The organism is Corynebacterium macginleyi (assembly GCF_003688935.1).
Taxonomy (GTDB): Bacteria; Actinomycetota; Actinomycetes; order Mycobacteriales; family Mycobacteriaceae; genus Corynebacterium; species Corynebacterium macginleyi.
On record NZ_REGE01000013.1, the window covers coordinates 37,387 to 53,139 of the forward strand.

Sequence of the window (15,753 nt, forward strand, 5' to 3'; positions counted from 1 at the left end):
GCGTGGGTGGAGCCTGTGGATAACTCGCCCCCAAACCGCTACAAAGCCGCGATTAATTGACGCGACATGTGAATAACTAGCCTTTATTGCGGAAGACGAAGATGGATGAGAAGTCCTGGTTCCCATGCCCCATGTCCTGCATCTCGGCGAAACGCTCGATGGCGGCGGATACGGCGGGCAGCGGTTTGTTGGAGGTCCTCTCTATGAGTTTGGCGTCCTTGGCCAGGGCGTCGACGGTGAAATCGCCTGGCTCAGTATTGCGTTCGCCGGTGATGAATGGGCCCTTCATAGTGGACATGAACGATAGGCCGGTGTGGTCGAGCATCTGCAGGATGACCTTGGAATCGAGCCCCTCGGATTCGCCGAGTTGCAGGGCTTCGAGTAGACCTTCAGCGGTCACCGCTAGGGCAAGGTTGGCCAGCAGCTTGCCGATGGCCGCCGTCGCCGCCGTTTCCACCCCAATCAGCTTTCCTTCTCCGGCCCAGGACTCGGCAAGGCCGAGGGCAACCTCGCGACGGTCATCGTCGGGCGTGCCGACATAAACGCCTAAAGTGCCTTCGCGTGCCGGTCCCAGCGATCCTATGACGGGGGAATGGACGTAGGAGTCAACGGCGGCGGCAAACTCACGGGCATCGTTAGGTGAGACCGTCGTGGTGTCGATCCAGGTAATGCCCTCGGGAATGAGCTGCGGCTCTATAACCACTTCTCGAATCTGGTCGGGGCCGAAGAGGGAGGTGATGATGACCTCGGCGCCCTCGATGGCGGCGGCGGGAGTATCGGCGCGCGCCGCGCCCTCATCCACGAGCGGTTGCGCACGTGTGGCGGTGCGGTTCCACACCGTCACCTCGTGGTTAGACAGTAGGTGGCGTGCGAGTTCGGTGCCCATGCGGCCAGTTCCCAAAAATGCAATCTTCATGCTTTCCCAGTGTGCCATCTCCGCGAGATTGCCGTTTCCGGGACGTGTCACGGAACTTCGCGGAAGGTTAGTGGGTTGCTGTGAATTACACCGGCATACGCAGTCACACTTTTGTATGGCGCGCGAATCGCTAGAATGACAGACATGCCTGATACTTCCCAGTCGCAACAGTGGTTCGAGCGTTCCTCCAAACTTATTCCGGGCGGGGTGAACTCGCCGGTGCGCGCTTTCAACTCCGTGGGCGGCCAGGCCCGCGTGATTGAGCGGGGTGAAGGATCGCGCCTGTGGGATGTCGACGGCAATGAGTACGTCGACCTGGTGAGCTCTTATGGCCCGATGATTCACGGCAATGCGCACCCGGAAATCGTGGAGGCCGTGCAGCAGGCGGCCAGTGGTGGGCTGAGTTTTGGTGCGCCGACAGAGGGTGAGGCGCTGCTGGCGGAGGAAATTGTCAAGCGCACCGCAGCTGATAAGGTGCGCATGGTTAACTCCGGCACGGAGGCGACCATGTCGGCGGTACGCTTGGCTCGCGGCTACACGGGGCGCGCGAAGGTGCTGAAGTTCGAGGGTTGCTACCACGGGCACGTGGATGCGCTGTTGACATCGGCAGGCTCGGGCGTGGCGACGTTCGGCCTGCCGGATTCGCCGGGTGTGACGGAGGCGACGGTGAAGGACACCATCGTCGTTCCTTATAATGATTTGGCTGCGGTGCGCGAGGCCTTTGCAGCGAATGAGGGCCAGATTGCCTGCATCATCGCGGAGGCGGCCGCCGGCAATATGGGCACCGTTCCCCCGCACGAGGGCTTTAATGCGGCGCTGAAAGAGATCGCGCATGCCGATGGAGCCCTGCTCATCCTTGATGAAGTCATGACCGGTTTCCGCACTTCTTATAAGGGCTGGTACGGCGTTGATGGCGTGGCGGCAGACCTGGTGACTTTTGGCAAGGTGGTCTCCGGTGGCTTGCCAGCCGCGGCCTTTGGTGGTCGCGCCGAGGTCATGGACCACTTGGCGCCGCATGGTCCGGTTTACCAGGCGGGCACCCTGTCTGGTAACCCGGTTGCGATGGCCTCGGGCCTGAAGTCACTGCAGCTTGCTGATGAGTCCCTCTACTCCCGCCTGGAAGAAAAGGCCGACCAGCTCGGCGCGATGATTTCCGCCGCCCTGGCGGCTGAGGGCGTGGCACACCATATTCAGCGCGCGGCGTCCATGTTCTCTATCCGCTTCGCCGAAGGCGAGGGCCGCGACTTCGCGGATATGCAGGCAGCGGAGACCTTCCGCTTTGCGCCGTTCTTCCACGCGTTGCTTGACAATGGGATTTACGTGGCACCGAGTGCGTTTGAGACGTGGTTCGTCTCTGATGCTCTTGGCGATGCCGACTTTGAGCGCATCGATGCTGCCCTCAAGCCCGCCGCCCGGGCCGCGGCTGCTGCGGTGCCCGGACAATAAGGCCTGAGTAATAAGGCTCGGATAACTCGGCCCGGATAACTAGGCCCCGACAATAAGCCCCGGATAATTAGGCCCCGACAATACGGCCTGAACAAAAGGCCGGCACAAAAAGCCGGCACAAAAAGGAGAAACATGACACGAACTATCGTGCACCTCGTGCGCCATGGCGAGGTATATAACCCGGATAAGATCCTATACGGCCGTACTCCCGGCTACCATCTATCCTCGCGCGGCCATTCCATGGCTGCGCGGACAGCGGAAAGCTTCCGCGATCATGATGTGACCTATTTGGCGGCCTCGCCGCTGCAGCGCACGCAGGAAACCGCGCGTCCGATTGCGCAGGTGACGGGCCTGAATGTCGACGTCGATAAGGCACTCATTGAGTCCGGCAACCAATTCGAGGGCTTGCACATCAAGGGTCTGCGCTCGGCGCTGTGGAACCCGCGGCACTGGCCCAACCTGGTCAACCCGCTGGAGCCATCGTGGGGTGAGGCTTATGAGGGTATCGCTGAGCGCATGCTCGGTGCGGTCGACCGTGCGCGTACCGCGGCAGAAGGCCACGAGGCCGTGCTGGTAAGCCACCAGCTGCCCATCGTTATGGTGCAGCGCACGGTGCTAGGCCAGCGCCTGCCGCATGCGCCGTGGAACCGCGAGTGCGCTTTGGCCTCGGTAACTTCGCTGCTCTTTGCGGATAACCAGATTACGGATATCTTCTATTCCTCGCCGGCGCAGGAAATTTAATGGCACGCACACGCACCCGTGCAGCAACGCGCGTTGTGGCAACCGCGCTTTCTGTAACCGCCTTGACTCTTTCCGCCTGCACGCAGGACGCCGAGAACGCGCAAAATGCGGTGGCTACCGGCGGCGAGTTCAAATTCATCTCCCCGGGCGGGGAGCGGGAAATCCACTACGAGGAAGCCGATAGGAAACCGCTTCGCAGCTTCAGCGGCGCGGATGTCCGCGATACGGATAAGACCATTTCCTTGGACGATTACGAGGGCGAAGTCGTGGTCTTGAACTCCTGGGGCCAGTGGTGCGCGCCGTGCCGCGCCGAGGCCGATGACCTGCAGGCGGTACACGCTGAGCTGCAAAAACGAGACATGGGTACCGTATTAGGCATCAATGTGCGCGACTATAACCCGCAGGTATCCAATGACTTCTTGGATGATAACGGCTTGGAGTACCCCTCCATCTATGACCCGCCGTTTAAGACGGCCGCGGCGCTAGGCGGCGTGCCTACATCCGTGGTGCCGACCACGATCGTCTTGGATAAGCAGCACCGTCCGGCTACCGTTTTCTTGCGGTCTATCACTACCGATGACGTGATGGATGTTGTGGATAAGTTAGAAAAGGAATAAATGGATTACGCAGCAAATATCGGCGGTTCGTTTGCTGAGGCTGCCACCTCCGGCCCGTTGATCCTCGGCATTCTCGCCGCGGCTTTGGCGGGTCTTGTCAGCTTTGCCAGTCCCTGCGTAATCCCCTTAGTGCCCGGCTATATCTCCTACCTCGCCAGCGTCGTTGGTGGTGAGGTGAGCTATGACGAGAAGCTGGGGGTGGGCATCGGCAAGCGCAGGCAATGGGCCGTCGTGCTGGCGGCAGCGCTGTTCATTTTGGGCTTTACCGTGGTCTTTTTGCTGGCGACGGTCTCGGTCTTTGGTGCGATTTCCGCGCTCACGCTCAACGCGGATACGCTGATGCGTGTGGGCGGTGGCGTCACTATCGTGATGGGCATGGTCTTCTTGGGCGCGATTCCGGCGCTGCAGAAAGACACCCGCTTCGCACCTAAGCGCTGGACCACGTGGTTGGGGGCGCCGCTTCTGGGTGGCGTTTTCGCGCTGGGCTGGACGCCGTGCCTGGGACCCACACTGGCGGCGATAATTTCCATTTCCGTGGGCACCGAAGGCATAACCGCCGCCCGCGGTGTCCTGCTCATTATGGGCTATTGCCTAGGTCTTGGACTGCCGTTCCTGCTGGTGGCGTTGGGGTCCGCGCGGGCGATGCGCACCATTTCGTGGGCGCGCAAGCACTCGCGCACCATTCAAAAGATTGGTGGCGTGGCGATGATCCTCGTGGGCCTTGCCCTGCTTACTGGCCTGTGGGGCGAGTTTATTTCCTTTATTCAGAAATGGACCGTGGACTACGGTGCAACCCTTATCTAGGAGAGACGTGTTTTATATCCGCAAAGCCTGGCGCTGGCTCACCAGCATGCGCACCGCGCTGGCCCTGCTATTTCTGCTGGCGCTCGCAGCTATTCCAGGTTCCCTCCTGCCGCAGCGCGACCTCAACGAGCAGAACGTGCAGAAGTTCATCGAATCCAATGGCACCGTAGCGGAAATTTACGATAAGCTACAGCTTTTTGATGTCTTTTCCTCCGTCTGGTTCCAGGCTATCTTCCTGCTCTTGGCGGTTTCGCTTATTGGCTGCATCATTCCGCGCTCTATCGACCACTACAAGGCGTGGCGCACACAACCCACGCGCGCACCGAAGTACTTGCACCGCTTGCCGCTGAGTGCTGAGGGGCATTCGGATAAGAGCGAAGAAGAGCTCAGCGCGGAGATCCACAAAAGCCTGAAAAAGTGGCGCGTGGCGGAATACACCCCGGATAAAGACCGCGCCGGGGCGCACACCTTTTCCGCCGAGCGCGGCTACGGCCGCGAGCTGGCCAACCTCATTTTTCACGTCGCGCTGGTGGCGATTTTGGTCACCGTGGCCGCCGGCCGCCTGGTTAACTATGAGGGCCAGGTTATCGTCGTCACCGAGTCCGGCTCGCGCGGCGGAAATATCTCGCTGGAGCAGTCCGCGGAGTTCTGCAATACCTCCACCTCGAACTTTGACTCTTTCCGCGCAGGGCCGCTTTTCGATGGTACCGGGCTCCATCCCTTCTGCATGATCGCGCACAACTTTACCGCGAAGTACCTGCCTAATGGACAGGCGGAGATGTTTACCTCCAACGTCTCTTACGCGGAGGGAGACGATATTTATAAAGATTCTTCCGAGTGGAAGGACTATGAGCTCAAGGTCAACCACCCACTGCGCCTGGCACATAACCGGGTCTACCTGCAAGGTCACGGCTACGCGCCGACGGTGACGGTGGAGTGGCCTAATGGTGAAAAACGCACGCAGACCATCCAATTCCAGCCCACTGACACGACTTTCTTTCTGTCCTCGGGCGTGTTGCGCTTTGACCCGCCGGCGGGTATGTACCCGGATCTTTTTGAGCGCCGCCAAAACCAGCTGGCCATCCAGGGTCTATTCGCCCCGACGGCGGAGTGGAGTGGCGAGAACGGCAAGCTTTTGCAGTCCTCCCACCCGGGCCTTAATGATCCGGCGCTAGCGGTCGATATTTACCGCGGTGATGCTGGCCTCGATACCGGAACGCCACAGTCGCTCTTCTCGCTGGATTCCAGTCTCGTGCACTCGGGGCAGCTGCAGAAGATCGACCGTGTGAACTTGAGCCAGGGCGATGACGTGACGTTGGATGATGGCACCAAGATCACCTTTGAAGGGGCCAATGAATTTGCTAATTACCAAGTCTCCTATGACCCATTCCAAAAGTGGGTACTGGCATCCGCTTTGGTCATGCTGGTGTCCCTCGTGGCTTCGTTGATGATTAAGCGCCGCCGCGTCTACATTCGCTTGCGGCCGGATTCCGCTGGCGGAACCAATATCGAGATGGGTGGTCTTGCCCGCACCGATCGTGCCGGCTGGTCCGAGGAATTCAACAAGCTGCACCGTGCGCTCTTGGAGCTTCCGGATCCAGATGAGGTGGAAGAAGACAAACTCTATACTGATAATTGATCCAACTATAGTTGGATCCGGCTGCTTGTATGAGTAAGGTAATCAGCACGATCCCGCACGTGTGAAGGTTAGGTGGACTCTCTTGCAGATCGATCAGAATCTGTCGAACTTCTCAGATATCGCGGTGCAGACCGCATTCGTGGTGTATTGCATCGCGCTATTCATGTCGCTGTTGTACTACGGTCGCATGCGCAGTCTCATCGAGGCGCGGCGAGTCAACTCCTCGGCGGCGTCCAAGGTATTGGTCGGCACTGGGGCTGATGGCGGCGTGGATGTTAAAGCTGGAACGGATACGACAGCTGCCAACACCGATTATGAGGCTGAGGTCTCCGCCGCGGCCGCAACCTTGGACCCGGAAGAAGTCGCGGACAGGGAACGCAAGCTAGATAAGCTCGGCGGCATGACCAGCTCGCTGATGTGGGTGGCCATTGCGTTGCATGCCGCTGCCATTGTGTTGCGCGGGCTGGCCACGGGCCGTTTCCCTTTTGGCAACCTCTATGAGTACGTATTGATGGTGTGCTTCGGCGTGCTGCTGGTGGGCAATATTGCCATGCAGCGAAAGGAATGGCGCACCGTTTGGCCGTGGATCCTTACCCCGGTGTTGGCACTGATGTTTTACGGCTCGACCAAGCTCTATGCGGATTCCGCACCGGTGGTGCCAGCGCTGCAATCGCACTGGTTGCCCATCCACGTCACGGTGGTGTCCTTGGGTGCATCCATCGGCATTATTTCCGGCATCGCCTCGTTGTTGAGCCTACTTCGCCAGTGGCAGCCAAAGCACGCGGAGCGCGGGTTCTTCGGCGCGTTGGCTTATCCGCTGCCGTCTGCGGTAAAGATTGACCGCTTGGCGTATCGTTTGGGCGTTATCACCCTGCCGACGCTGGGCCTGGGAATTATCCTGGGCGCGATCTGGGCCGAATCTGCGTGGGGCCGTCCCTGGGGTTGGGATCCGAAGGAAACCGTGTCCTTTGCCACTTGGATTCTTTATGCTGCTTATCTGCACGCGCGTGCGACCCCGGCGTTTCGCAAGGCGGCGCCGTGGATTAACGTCTTGGCGATGGCGGTGATGGTATTCAACCTGTTCTTCATCAATATGGTGGTCTCCGGTCTGCACTCCTATGCGGGGTTGAACTAAATGGCCACCCACCATAGCCCACGCAATAAGCAGGGCAAGCCCGCCGGCGATAATGAGCTCATTTTGGCCTTGGGTGCGCAGATCGCGCAGCGGCGGCGTGAGTTGGGCATAGTCCAGCAGCAGCTTGCCGATGCCGCCCAGATCTCCCGCTCCACCCTCCACACTATTGAGCATGGGGGAGCAGGTGTGCGGTGGGAAAAGGTTACCGCCGTGGCAGAAGCGCTGGGTTTAGAGATGCGGTTCGTGCCAAAGGATTAGTCCTGGTCCTTGGCGTTGTTAGTGCCATCATTGCCGTCGGTGTCGCGGGTGCGACGCTGGCGGCGTTTTTCTTCCTCGGCCTCCTGCTTGCGGCGCTGTTTGAAGCGCTCCTTTTCCAGGTTCCACAGGAACTCCTCGTCATCATCGGGGCCCTTGATGGCACGCGGTTGTTCTTCAACCTGGCGGGATTTCCAGGAGGATGGCCCGAAGGCCTTCCACACCAAGTAGGCGGCGAGTACAAAAAGCAGTAGGAGGATTAGTCGACCCATGCAGATTATTCTACCTGTGCGGCGTACAATCGACCCCCATGATGCACAACCCTGAGCCACCAAAACCGGACCTCGAACTGCGCCGTCGTTCGCGGAAGGCGCTATGGAAATATGGACTCGCGCGAGTGGTTCTTTTCATAGCGCTCACTGTGATTATCGAGTTGCTGGCGGTACTGATCGGTGTCCCCATCCCCATCCTTTTGGCAGCGCTTTTGGCGCTTTTTGTCGCCCTACCGCTGTCTATGCTGATCTTTAAAAATTGGCGCGTTGAGGCCACGCAGACACTGGCAGAGTACTCTGCGCAGCGGAAGGCACACAAGCGCTGGGTGCAAGCCGAATTGGAAGGCCGCGCGCAGGGCTAGGCGCGGAGGCCTAGACACGGAGGCCTAGGCGCGGCGGCTTAGGCGCGGCGGCTTGGGCCTAGACCGCAGCGACGGCGATGGCCTCGATCACTGCCCAAATGAGCATGGTGCGCCCGGTTAGCCCCAGGACGGGGATGAGCTCGGGCCCGGTGGCGCCGCGATTGACGGTGCGCACGGTGCGCAGTGCAAACGGGAAGTAGACCAGGCCGACAAGCGCCAGCCAGCTGTCGAACGCAACCGCGATGGTAAGTACGAAGGGTAGCAGCAACAGGCCGGTAAAGAGCAGGCGTGCGTTCTTATCGCCCAAGCGCACCGCGAGGGTCACCTTACCAGCCTCGGCATCGGAGGGAATATCGCGGATATTATTGACTAGGTTCACCCCGGAGCTCATGGCGCCGATGCCAATCGCCATGGCCAGGCCGGTCCAGGAAATGCGGCCAGCCTGGGTAAATTCGGTGCCGAGCACGGCAACGAGTCCGAAGAAGACAAAGACGGCGACCTCACCCAGTCCGCGGTAACCGTAAGGGTTTTTGCCGCCGGTATAAAACCACGCGCCGGCGATGCACAGCGCGCCGATGAGGATAAGCCACCAGGCACCGGCTGCCAGGGACAGGATGATTCCGGCCAGGCCGGCGACGGCGAAGCATCCGAACGCGGCGTGTTTTACGTGGTGCGGTTGCGCGAGGCCGCTACCGGTCAGCCGCTGCGGGCCGGTGCGGTCATCATCGGTACCGCGGATGCCATCGGAGTAATCATTGGCATAGTTTACGCCGATGATAAGTGCCCACGCCACGATGAGCGCGAGTACCGCGCGACCGATATGCCCCCCATTAATGCCGAAGGCCGCACCCGTACCGGCGATAACGGGTGCGACGGCATTGGCCCATGTATGCGGGCGAGCACCAGTGAACCAATCCTGTGCGGTAGCGGAATAATTACCGGCTGATTTCGGCGAAGTCATAGCCACCATTGTGCCACTGCGGATACGGCGTGTAGCAATCAGGAAGCCGGACCCTCCGGCTGGGTTAGGCGTTAAAGAGGGCGGCAACAGCGTGTCGGTCGACCTTGCCCGGGCCGGTAGTGGGAAATTCCGCGAGGTGCTTTAAGTCCTTAGGCAGCTGCCAGCGGGGGAGATCGGTGTCTTCGAGAGCTTCAAAGACACCGCCAAACTCGACCTGACCGGTATAGGCGGCCACGATGGCCTGGCCCAGCCGTGGGTGCGGGATGCCGACGACGCACGCCTCTGTAACGCCAGGCACGCGCAAGATCTCGCGTTCCAAGACTTCTGGGTGCAGCTTTAGCCCACCGGAGTCGATGACATTATCTAAGCGCCCGGTGACGGTAAGGATGCCGTCCTCTATGACGCCGGCATCGGATGTAGCAAACCACCCGTTCCCGGGAAATGCCTCGTGGTTAGGGGCATTGCGGTAGCCCTGCGCGATAGTGGGCCCGCCGAGTAGGACGCGGCCATCCTGGACGCGGGCGGTCGTCCCGGGCAGCGGGCGGCCGTTGTACACGCAGCCGCCGGCGGTCTCGGAGGAACCGTAGGTAGTGGTGATATTGATGCCTCGATCTGTGGCCGCGACGTGCAGGCGCGGGTGGATGGCGGCACCGCCCACCAAGATGGCAGTGAAGCTGCGGAGCGCGTCGATGCCCTCTGGGAAGTCCATGGCCTTGGCCAGCTGCAGCGGGGTAAGGGCGGTATAGGTGCGGTCGCCGGTGCGAGAGAGCTCCGCGGCGGCGCGAGCGAAAGCAGAGATATCGAAGCCCGCGCTGAGATCGAGGCAAAGCGGATCCACCCCGGCCACCAGGGAGCGGACGAGGACCTGGATGCCGGCGATGTGGTGGGCGGGCATCGCCAAGAGCCATTGGCCGGGGCCGCCGAGGACCTGGTGGGTGGCATCGGCGCTGGTCACCAGGTTAGCCGGTGTTAATTGCGCGCCCTTTGGGGTGCCGGTGGATCCGGAGGTTGAAACCACGAGGGCGATGTCATCGGCGATGGGCTCACCGGCGCGTTGGGAATTGCGCAGGAGGGTGGTACGGGTGGCATCGGCAAGCGGCACCGGCAAAAAGCAGGATTGACCTGCAATGGCAGATTCGAGATCCGGCAAGATTGCCGCGGGGTCGTGCGGATCGACGGGCAAGGGGGCGAGGATAGTCACGGCACTAGATCTTAAGGCCACCTTGGGATAAACCCCGGTTGCTTCCGGGGTGAGTCGATGCAGGAATCAGCGGTAGGTGTCCTCGTGATCGCAGGGCCGCTCGTTATTGGCTGCAGCCTCTTTGATGCGGCGTAGCAACCATGCGCGCGAGCCGAGAACGCCCGCGACGGCGAGGACCGCGAGCAGGACACAAAAGACGATGAGCACAGTGTGAGGCACTCCTTAGTAGTAATAGGGGAACTCGTCCCAGTTGGGTTCGCGCTTGTCCAGGAAGGACTGCTTGCCCTCAACGGCCTCATCAGTCATATAAGCAAGGCGGGTGGCCTCGCCGGCGAAGACCTGCTGGCCCATTAGGCCATCATCGGTAAGGTTGAATGCGAACTTCAGCATGCGCTGGGCGGTGGGGGATTTCATGTTGATTTCCTGGCCCATGCGGATGGCGGCGTCCTCGAGCTCGCCGTGGTCTGCGACCTCATTGACCGCGCCCATCTCATACATGCGCTGCGCATCGTAGGTCCGGCCCAAAAAGAAGATCTCGCGGGCGAATTTCTGGCCCACCATTTTAGCCAGGTAAGCCGAGCCATAGCCTGCATCGAAGGAGCCGACGTCCGCGTCCGTCTGCTTAAAGCGCGCCTCCTGGCGGGAGGCCACAGTCATATCGCAGACCACATGCAGCGAGTGCCCGCCGCCGGCCGCCCAACCGTTGACCGCGGCGATCACAATCTTGGGCATGGTGCGGATAAGGCGCTGGACCTCCAAAATGTGCAGGCGGCCGCCTTCGACCTTGGCGCGGGCCTCATCGACGCTGGATTCATCCGCCGTAGCGTCATTGCGTATGTGCTCGGTGGCGTAGCGATACCCCGACCGGCCGCGAATGCGCTGGTCACCGCCGGAACAAAACGCCCAGCCTCCATCCTTTTGCGAGGGCCCATTGCCGGTAAGCAAGACCGTGCCTACATCCGGGGTGCGGCGAGCGTGATCCAAGGTGCGATACAGCTCATCCACGGTGTGCGGCCGGAAGGCATTGCGCACCTCGGGCCTGTCGATGGCGATGCGTACAATCCCATTCTTCCGACCGTCCGCCGCCAGGCGGTGGTAGGTGACGTCCGTGAGATTTTCAAAGCCTTCAATCGGGCACCATAATTCCTTGCGGAATGGATTATCGGTGCTGTATTTCTTTTGCTCGCTCATAGCGCCCAGCATAGTGGGCGCGAAAAAGTTTAGTCCCCATTCCCAACCCTCACCTCTACGCACTGCCCAGCATGCTGGTAATAATCAATACTCGCTAACTGCGAGGGGGTTATCCCCGCAATGTACCCGTGTACCCTATGCCGGCGCGGTCATCAATACTGTGGGAAGACTTGAACTCCCTCGACCCTTTAACGCCAAAAGGGTGCCTAGTGTCTTCGATTTCCCCTCGAAGGCGGGGGCATACTCGCTGCTAGTGCGTAAAGGCTACCGCCACGCGCGCGGCGTGGCATGACTAAAATTTTCGCTATGGAGTTATCAGTTCCGTATTCCAGTTCAACTGCTGGATGCGGGTATCAAGTTCCCGGTACTGCTTGGACAGGTCATCGACCCGCTTGCGTAGCTCTGCTACCGGAAGCGTGGCCACGAACTTAATCTCCGAGCGAGAGTAGCGGTCCTGGCGCGCGCCCGCGGCCTGGGCGAGGTCGTGGTAGATGCGGCGGGTGCGCAGGAGGCCATCACGAAGCGCAAGTGCCTGCATCAAGTTCTTCTCACCATCAAATTCGGTGGCCACGTTCGTGGCATTAATGGCCTGCACCAGCTTATCGATGCGCCCGGTAATACCCTCTAGCTCGCGCAAAAGCTCGGCTGGGTCCTCATCCGGGGTATCGCCCTCCTGCACGCGGACTACGGAGAGCAGGCGATCACGCAGCTCATTGAGCCGATCCTGCGCCTGCGCGCGCTCTGCTAATGCCTCTGCTAATAGCATGGTTCCTCCTTCAGGATAGTTAGGGACCACAGTAGCCGGGGTGGAGAGCTGGGGTCAATGGGTTTGGGACTACCCGATGAACAAGAAGGCAAAGAGCGTGTTGAGTACGGTCGCGACGATCATCGGAACCGCAGTGCGCTTGACCAGCCGGATGGGGTTGACGTTAATGGCCCCGGACACGATGAGTACCGCAGCATTAACCGGTGAAACCTGGCGCATGAGGTTGGAGGTTCCCCAGGTAGCAGTGAGCATCTGTGGAGCGTGGATCGAGGTCTGCGCAGCCAAATCGGGTACTGCCTCCGCGAAGGCAAAGTAGGGTGCGGTGCCGGAACCGGTGAGTGCGGCCATGACTGCCGTGGCGGCGACAAAGATAAGCACGAGCGTGATGGCGGCACCCGAAGAATCCTGTGCCACGTTAATAAGCATCTCTATGACGCCCATCTGTGTGATGCCTTCTACCAAGACGGCGGCCGCCACGAGGAGCGCGACGACCCCAGCCGCACCCTCGCCCATGCCTTTAAAGAAGATGGCAGCGGAATCAATGGCACCAGTAACGGTGCGCTTGCGAATGGACTCGATAGCCATCGCAATAAATAATGACGCCACAGTAACCGGCAATATTCCCGCCTCGAAAGAAAGGACGCCAAGCTGCTTCAAGATAGCCGATATCACGATGAGCAAGAGCGGCAGTAACGGAAGAACTGCGTAATAGCCGGGGAGGGAAGAAGCACGGGTAATGGATTCTTCGGTATCTGCCAAGGACGCGTTCTCACCATCTGCAAACCCTGCGGTATCGGCCTCTTTTTTATCGCAGCGCCGTTGCCACCACATGTGTACAAAGGCGGTTATCACCAAGGTTGGTAGGGCCGCATACGCGACTGAGCCGAAGACGAATTCCGTTACCTGCATATTTGTAAGCCCCGCACCTTGAATAAGTCCCGCTTCCAGGGGAGTAGGCATGATAGTGGACGACGTTACGACAATTGCAGCGACGGTCAGGGGAGTAAGCCCTGCGGCGATAAGAGCTGGCAGCAGCGTTGCGACCAACAACAACGAAAGTGCAGAGGCGGAAGGAACCACCAGCGATAGAAGGCTACCGATGAGGAAGCCGATTGGGACCAACCAATAGGAACCTTTAAAGCGCTTGAGAGGGGAAGAGAGAATCACCACTGCTTTGGCATCGGCCCCGATGTGGTGCATATAGGAGACGAAACCAAATAGCACCATGATGGCCATGCCGATGCCGGAAAAGCGTTCTTTGAAAAGGGCGTCTACTACCAAGAGCTGGTCATAGAAAGAATTACCGGTAGTGTCGATCTCGACGGTTTTAAATTCGGCGCGGCCAGTGACTGCGGCGATCATTAGGAGGGCGACACCTACTGAGAAAATTGCCGCCGCGGCGTGGACTTTTTTGTAGATAAGGTAGACCACGGCCGCAAGCGCTGCCGAGGCTATCAAGAGGTAAAGCATCGCAAAACTTGCAATCTGGTTATAACCACTTACAGATTTAATGTACCACTCATAAATAAGATGAGTACTATAAACCCATGAACATCGATGACGTTCTTGATCGCGCCCACGTAGTTTCCCTCCCGCTGGCCGTGAAGTTTCGCGGCATTACCACGCGGGAGGCGTTGCTTATTGATGGGCCTGCCGGTTGGGGTGAATTTGCGCCGTTTTTGGAATATGGGCCTGCGGAATCGGCCGCGTGGCTGCGCGCCGGACTGGAGGCTGCGTACGAGGGCTTTCCACAGCCCGTTCGCGAGTGGGTAGAGGTCAATGCCACCATTCCCGCCGTTCCCGCAAGTGAGGTCTCCACGATTGTGGATCGCTACCCTGGCTGCCGGACGTTCAAGATTAAGGTGGCGGAGAAAGGCCAAACGCTTGCTGATGATATTGCGCGCGTCCACGCCGTCCGCGATTACGTAAGCGCCCGCGGTGTTATCCCGGTGTTGCGCGTGGATGCCAATGGCGGCTGGAGCGTGGCCGAAGCGGTAGAAGCCGCCCAGGCGCTCATGCCGCTGGACTATATGGAACAACCCTGCGCGAGTGTGGAAGAACTGGTGGCGGTGCGCAGGCAGCTTATGCGCAACGGACTTTTTGTGCGCGTGGCCGCGGATGAATCCATTCGCAAGGTGGAGGATCCGTACCGCGTGGCGGATCTGCAGGCGGCCGATGTAGCGGTGGTCAAACCCGCGCCGCTGGGCGGGGTGCGCCGCGTCCTCGAAGTGGCACAGCACCTGCGCGAACGGCACATGGATATTACGGTAGCCTCAGCGCTGGATACCTCCATCGGCATCAATATGGGCTTGGCGGCGGTGGCGGCGCTGCCGCAAATGTATGACGATGAGGACATTGACGTCACCCCGGCCGCAGCGGGCCTGGCCACGGGCAGCCTTTTCGAAGAAGACGTCACCGCGCCCCGCCAGCTACACGACGGTCACCTGCGCGCCGAGATCCTCGCCCCAGAACCTAACCGCCTGTCTGACCTAGCCGCCCCGGCCGATCGCCGCGAGTGGTGGTTCGAGCGCCTGCGGGAATCGTGGCAATTCCTGTAGTTTGCTCCTGACAGCACAAACTACAGGTGCTTAACAGCTAATCTTGCGTTGAGAGGGTCGTTGCAACACTTTCTCTTCAGTTGGGCGTTGCAACGACCCCTAGAATTCAAGGTTTATTGTTGCTGCTTGGGCTTTTTCTGGAGACCAAATATTCAATGAACACTAGGCCAAACCAAACAATGATAACCGTTGCAATTACCTGCCACTCGATTGCAAAGTAGAGTGCTAATCCTAGAAAGACTAGTGGTGGAATAAAGTCGCGAGCTTTTAACGGCATTGTGATCCTCGTAATCGTCCTACCCTCGGAAAGTGGACCCGTCGGGGTTAGCTATGCTGCACTAGTCAGAGTAGCTGAAGTCTTGGCTTTAGAAACATCAGGAGCCACAAGATTGCACTAGGAGTGCCGCCGGCGCATGTTGTAGCGCAGGCACTACCGGAAGACTTCCTGACGGCAGCTGATCGGATTGTGGAGTGCCCCGGGTTTTGTTCCTAGGCATGTGCCTTGATTTCTATTATTCCCTGTTGCGGGTTCTTCTTCCACAATTCGGTTTCCACCTCGACCGGGGTTCGGTACCCCAGGCTTTGGTGGAGCCTTACCTCGTTCCACCATGACACCCACTCAAACGTGGCGATTTCTACCTCGACAACGTCATTCCACCTGCGAGTATGGATCAGCTCACCTCTTGTAAGAGCCGTTAACGTTTTCAGCCAGTGCATTGTCATTTCAGTCGCCGACAGTCTCAGTGGAAGCGGCAATCCCGTGCTGGAAAAGGCGCTGGTTGTAGACAACACTGACGCACTCTAAAACATGATCCGAATGGTGAATGAGACCTGTTGTTTCCCTAGCACTCGTGGGTCGCTTGGTTGAGTGCTTGCAGCGGTAATGCCT

Annotated in this window: 18 protein-coding genes; 9 read left to right on the forward strand and 9 right to left on the reverse strand. The window is 59.6% G+C overall.

Translation table 11 applies throughout. From position 1 onward, the window contains the following. Positions 1-76: 76 nt before the first annotated feature. Complete coding sequence (locus D9V82_RS08950; RefSeq protein ID WP_121912068.1) at positions 77-916, reverse strand: NAD(P)-dependent oxidoreductase; 840 nt, start codon at positions 914-916, stop codon at positions 77-79. A gap of 135 nt (positions 917-1,051) precedes the next feature. Between D9V82_RS08950 and hemL the strand changes: the two genes are divergently transcribed. From hemL to D9V82_RS08985, 7 genes are all read left to right on the forward strand, one after another. Further along, complete coding sequence (gene hemL / locus D9V82_RS08955; protein WP_121912052.1) at positions 1,052-2,362, forward strand: glutamate-1-semialdehyde 2,1-aminomutase; 1,311 nt, start codon at positions 1,052-1,054, stop codon at positions 2,360-2,362. A gap of 132 nt (positions 2,363-2,494) precedes the next feature. Then, positions 2,495-3,103, forward strand: a complete 609-nt coding sequence (locus D9V82_RS08960; protein WP_121912053.1) for a histidine phosphatase family protein — start codon at positions 2,495-2,497, stop codon at positions 3,101-3,103. Then, positions 3,103-3,720, forward strand: coding sequence for a TlpA disulfide reductase family protein (locus D9V82_RS08965; RefSeq protein ID WP_121912054.1), 618 nt, complete (start codon positions 3,103-3,105; stop codon positions 3,718-3,720). The genes D9V82_RS08960 and D9V82_RS08965 overlap by 1 nt, the downstream gene beginning before the upstream one ends. Then, positions 3,721-4,524, forward strand: coding sequence for a cytochrome c biogenesis CcdA family protein (locus D9V82_RS08970; RefSeq protein WP_121912055.1), 804 nt, complete (start codon positions 3,721-3,723; stop codon positions 4,522-4,524). It abuts the gene before it with no gap. A gap of 7 nt (positions 4,525-4,531) precedes the next feature. After that, positions 4,532-6,163, forward strand: a complete 1,632-nt coding sequence (locus D9V82_RS08975) for a cytochrome c biogenesis protein ResB (RefSeq protein ID WP_121912056.1) — start codon at positions 4,532-4,534, stop codon at positions 6,161-6,163. An 82-nt stretch (positions 6,164-6,245) separates the two neighbouring features. Further along, entirely contained in the window at positions 6,246-7,298 is a 1,053-nt protein-coding gene (ccsB, locus tag D9V82_RS08980) for a c-type cytochrome biogenesis protein CcsB (protein WP_121912057.1), read from the forward strand. Then, a complete protein-coding gene (locus D9V82_RS08985) occupies positions 7,299-7,556 on the forward strand; it encodes a helix-turn-helix domain-containing protein (RefSeq protein WP_121912058.1) in 258 nt (85 codons plus the stop codon). It begins immediately after the preceding gene. Here the strand turns inward: D9V82_RS08985 and D9V82_RS08990 are convergent. Continuing rightward, positions 7,553-7,825, reverse strand: a complete 273-nt coding sequence (locus D9V82_RS08990) for a hypothetical protein (protein WP_121912059.1) — start codon at positions 7,823-7,825, stop codon at positions 7,553-7,555. The genes D9V82_RS08985 and D9V82_RS08990 overlap by 4 nt on opposite strands. A 38-nt stretch (positions 7,826-7,863) precedes the next feature. Between D9V82_RS08990 and D9V82_RS08995 the strand changes: the two genes are divergently transcribed. Further along, positions 7,864-8,187 (forward strand): DUF4229 domain-containing protein, encoded by a 324-nt coding sequence (locus D9V82_RS08995; protein ID WP_121912060.1) that lies wholly within the window; start codon positions 7,864-7,866, stop codon positions 8,185-8,187. A 58-nt stretch (positions 8,188-8,245) separates the two neighbouring features. Here D9V82_RS08995 and D9V82_RS09000 read toward each other — a convergent pair whose 3' ends face one another. The 6 genes from D9V82_RS09000 to dcuC all read right to left on the reverse strand — a co-directional run bounded on the left by D9V82_RS09000 (position 8,246) and on the right by dcuC (position 13,776). After that, entirely contained in the window at positions 8,246-9,157 is a 912-nt protein-coding gene (locus tag D9V82_RS09000; RefSeq protein ID WP_121912061.1) for a 1,4-dihydroxy-2-naphthoate polyprenyltransferase, read from the reverse strand. A gap of 55 nt (positions 9,158-9,212) precedes the next feature. Further along, positions 9,213-10,349: an o-succinylbenzoate--CoA ligase gene (gene menE / locus D9V82_RS09005; protein ID WP_121912062.1), complete on the reverse strand. Its 1,137-nt coding sequence runs from the start codon at positions 10,347-10,349 to the stop codon at positions 9,213-9,215. Between the two features lie 66 nt (positions 10,350-10,415). Further along, positions 10,416-10,556 (reverse strand): hypothetical protein, encoded by a 141-nt coding sequence (locus tag D9V82_RS12245; protein ID WP_167449769.1) that lies wholly within the window; start codon positions 10,554-10,556, stop codon positions 10,416-10,418. A gap of 15 nt (positions 10,557-10,571) precedes the next feature. Further along, positions 10,572-11,540 carry a 1,4-dihydroxy-2-naphthoyl-CoA synthase gene (locus D9V82_RS09010; RefSeq protein WP_121912069.1) on the reverse strand — a complete coding sequence of 323 codons (969 nt, stop codon included), beginning with the start codon at positions 11,538-11,540 and terminating at the stop codon, positions 10,572-10,574. Between the two features lie 304 nt (positions 11,541-11,844). Next, entirely contained in the window at positions 11,845-12,306 is a 462-nt protein-coding gene (locus D9V82_RS09015; protein ID WP_121912063.1) for a DIP1984 family protein, read from the reverse strand. Positions 12,307-12,375: 69 nt separating this feature from the next. Next, positions 12,376-13,776: a C4-dicarboxylate transporter DcuC gene (gene dcuC, locus D9V82_RS09020; protein WP_121912064.1), complete on the reverse strand. Its 1,401-nt coding sequence runs from the start codon at positions 13,774-13,776 to the stop codon at positions 12,376-12,378. Between the two features lie 77 nt (positions 13,777-13,853). On the opposite strand from dcuC, the gene D9V82_RS09025 reads away from it, so the two are divergent. Continuing rightward, positions 13,854-14,864, forward strand: coding sequence for an o-succinylbenzoate synthase (locus D9V82_RS09025; RefSeq protein ID WP_121912065.1), 1,011 nt, complete (start codon positions 13,854-13,856; stop codon positions 14,862-14,864). Between the two features lie 489 nt (positions 14,865-15,353). Here D9V82_RS09025 and D9V82_RS13115 read toward each other — a convergent pair whose 3' ends face one another. Beyond that, positions 15,354-15,587, reverse strand: coding sequence for an integrase core domain-containing protein (locus tag D9V82_RS13115; protein WP_121912066.1), 234 nt, complete (start codon positions 15,585-15,587; stop codon positions 15,354-15,356). Positions 15,588-15,753: the final 166 nt, after the last annotated feature.

What these genes read in the sequence shown, in the direction of transcription:
- D9V82_RS08990 (WP_121912059.1), bottom strand. Translation starts at nt 7,825, where the DNA reads ATGGGTCGACTAATCCTCCTACTGCTTTTTGTACTCGCCGCCTACTTG.
- D9V82_RS13115 (WP_121912066.1), bottom strand. Translation starts at nt 15,587, where the DNA reads ATGACAATGCACTGGCTGAAAACGTTAACGGCTCTTACAAGAGGTGAG.
- D9V82_RS09010 (WP_121912069.1), bottom strand. Translation starts at nt 11,540, where the DNA reads ATGAGCGAGCAAAAGAAATACAGCACCGATAATCCATTCCGCAAGGAA.
- D9V82_RS08970 (WP_121912055.1), top strand. Translation starts at nt 3,721, where the DNA reads ATGGATTACGCAGCAAATATCGGCGGTTCGTTTGCTGAGGCTGCCACC.
- D9V82_RS09025 (WP_121912065.1), top strand. Translation starts at nt 13,854, where the DNA reads ATGAACATCGATGACGTTCTTGATCGCGCCCACGTAGTTTCCCTCCCG.
- D9V82_RS08995 (WP_121912060.1), top strand. Translation starts at nt 7,864, where the DNA reads ATGATGCACAACCCTGAGCCACCAAAACCGGACCTCGAACTGCGCCGT.
- D9V82_RS08965 (WP_121912054.1), top strand. Translation starts at nt 3,103, where the DNA reads ATGGCACGCACACGCACCCGTGCAGCAACGCGCGTTGTGGCAACCGCG.
- D9V82_RS09000 (WP_121912061.1), bottom strand. Translation starts at nt 9,157, where the DNA reads ATGGTGGCTATGACTTCGCCGAAATCAGCCGGTAATTATTCCGCTACC.
- D9V82_RS08950 (WP_121912068.1), bottom strand. Translation starts at nt 916, where the DNA reads ATGAAGATTGCATTTTTGGGAACTGGCCGCATGGGCACCGAACTCGCA.
- hemL (WP_121912052.1), top strand. Translation starts at nt 1,052, where the DNA reads ATGACAGACATGCCTGATACTTCCCAGTCGCAACAGTGGTTCGAGCGT.
- dcuC (WP_121912064.1), bottom strand. Translation starts at nt 13,776, where the DNA reads ATGCTTTACCTCTTGATAGCCTCGGCAGCGCTTGCGGCCGTGGTCTAC.
- D9V82_RS09015 (WP_121912063.1), bottom strand. Translation starts at nt 12,306, where the DNA reads ATGCTATTAGCAGAGGCATTAGCAGAGCGCGCGCAGGCGCAGGATCGG.
- D9V82_RS08985 (WP_121912058.1), top strand. Translation starts at nt 7,299, where the DNA reads ATGGCCACCCACCATAGCCCACGCAATAAGCAGGGCAAGCCCGCCGGC.
- D9V82_RS08960 (WP_121912053.1), top strand. Translation starts at nt 2,495, where the DNA reads ATGACACGAACTATCGTGCACCTCGTGCGCCATGGCGAGGTATATAAC.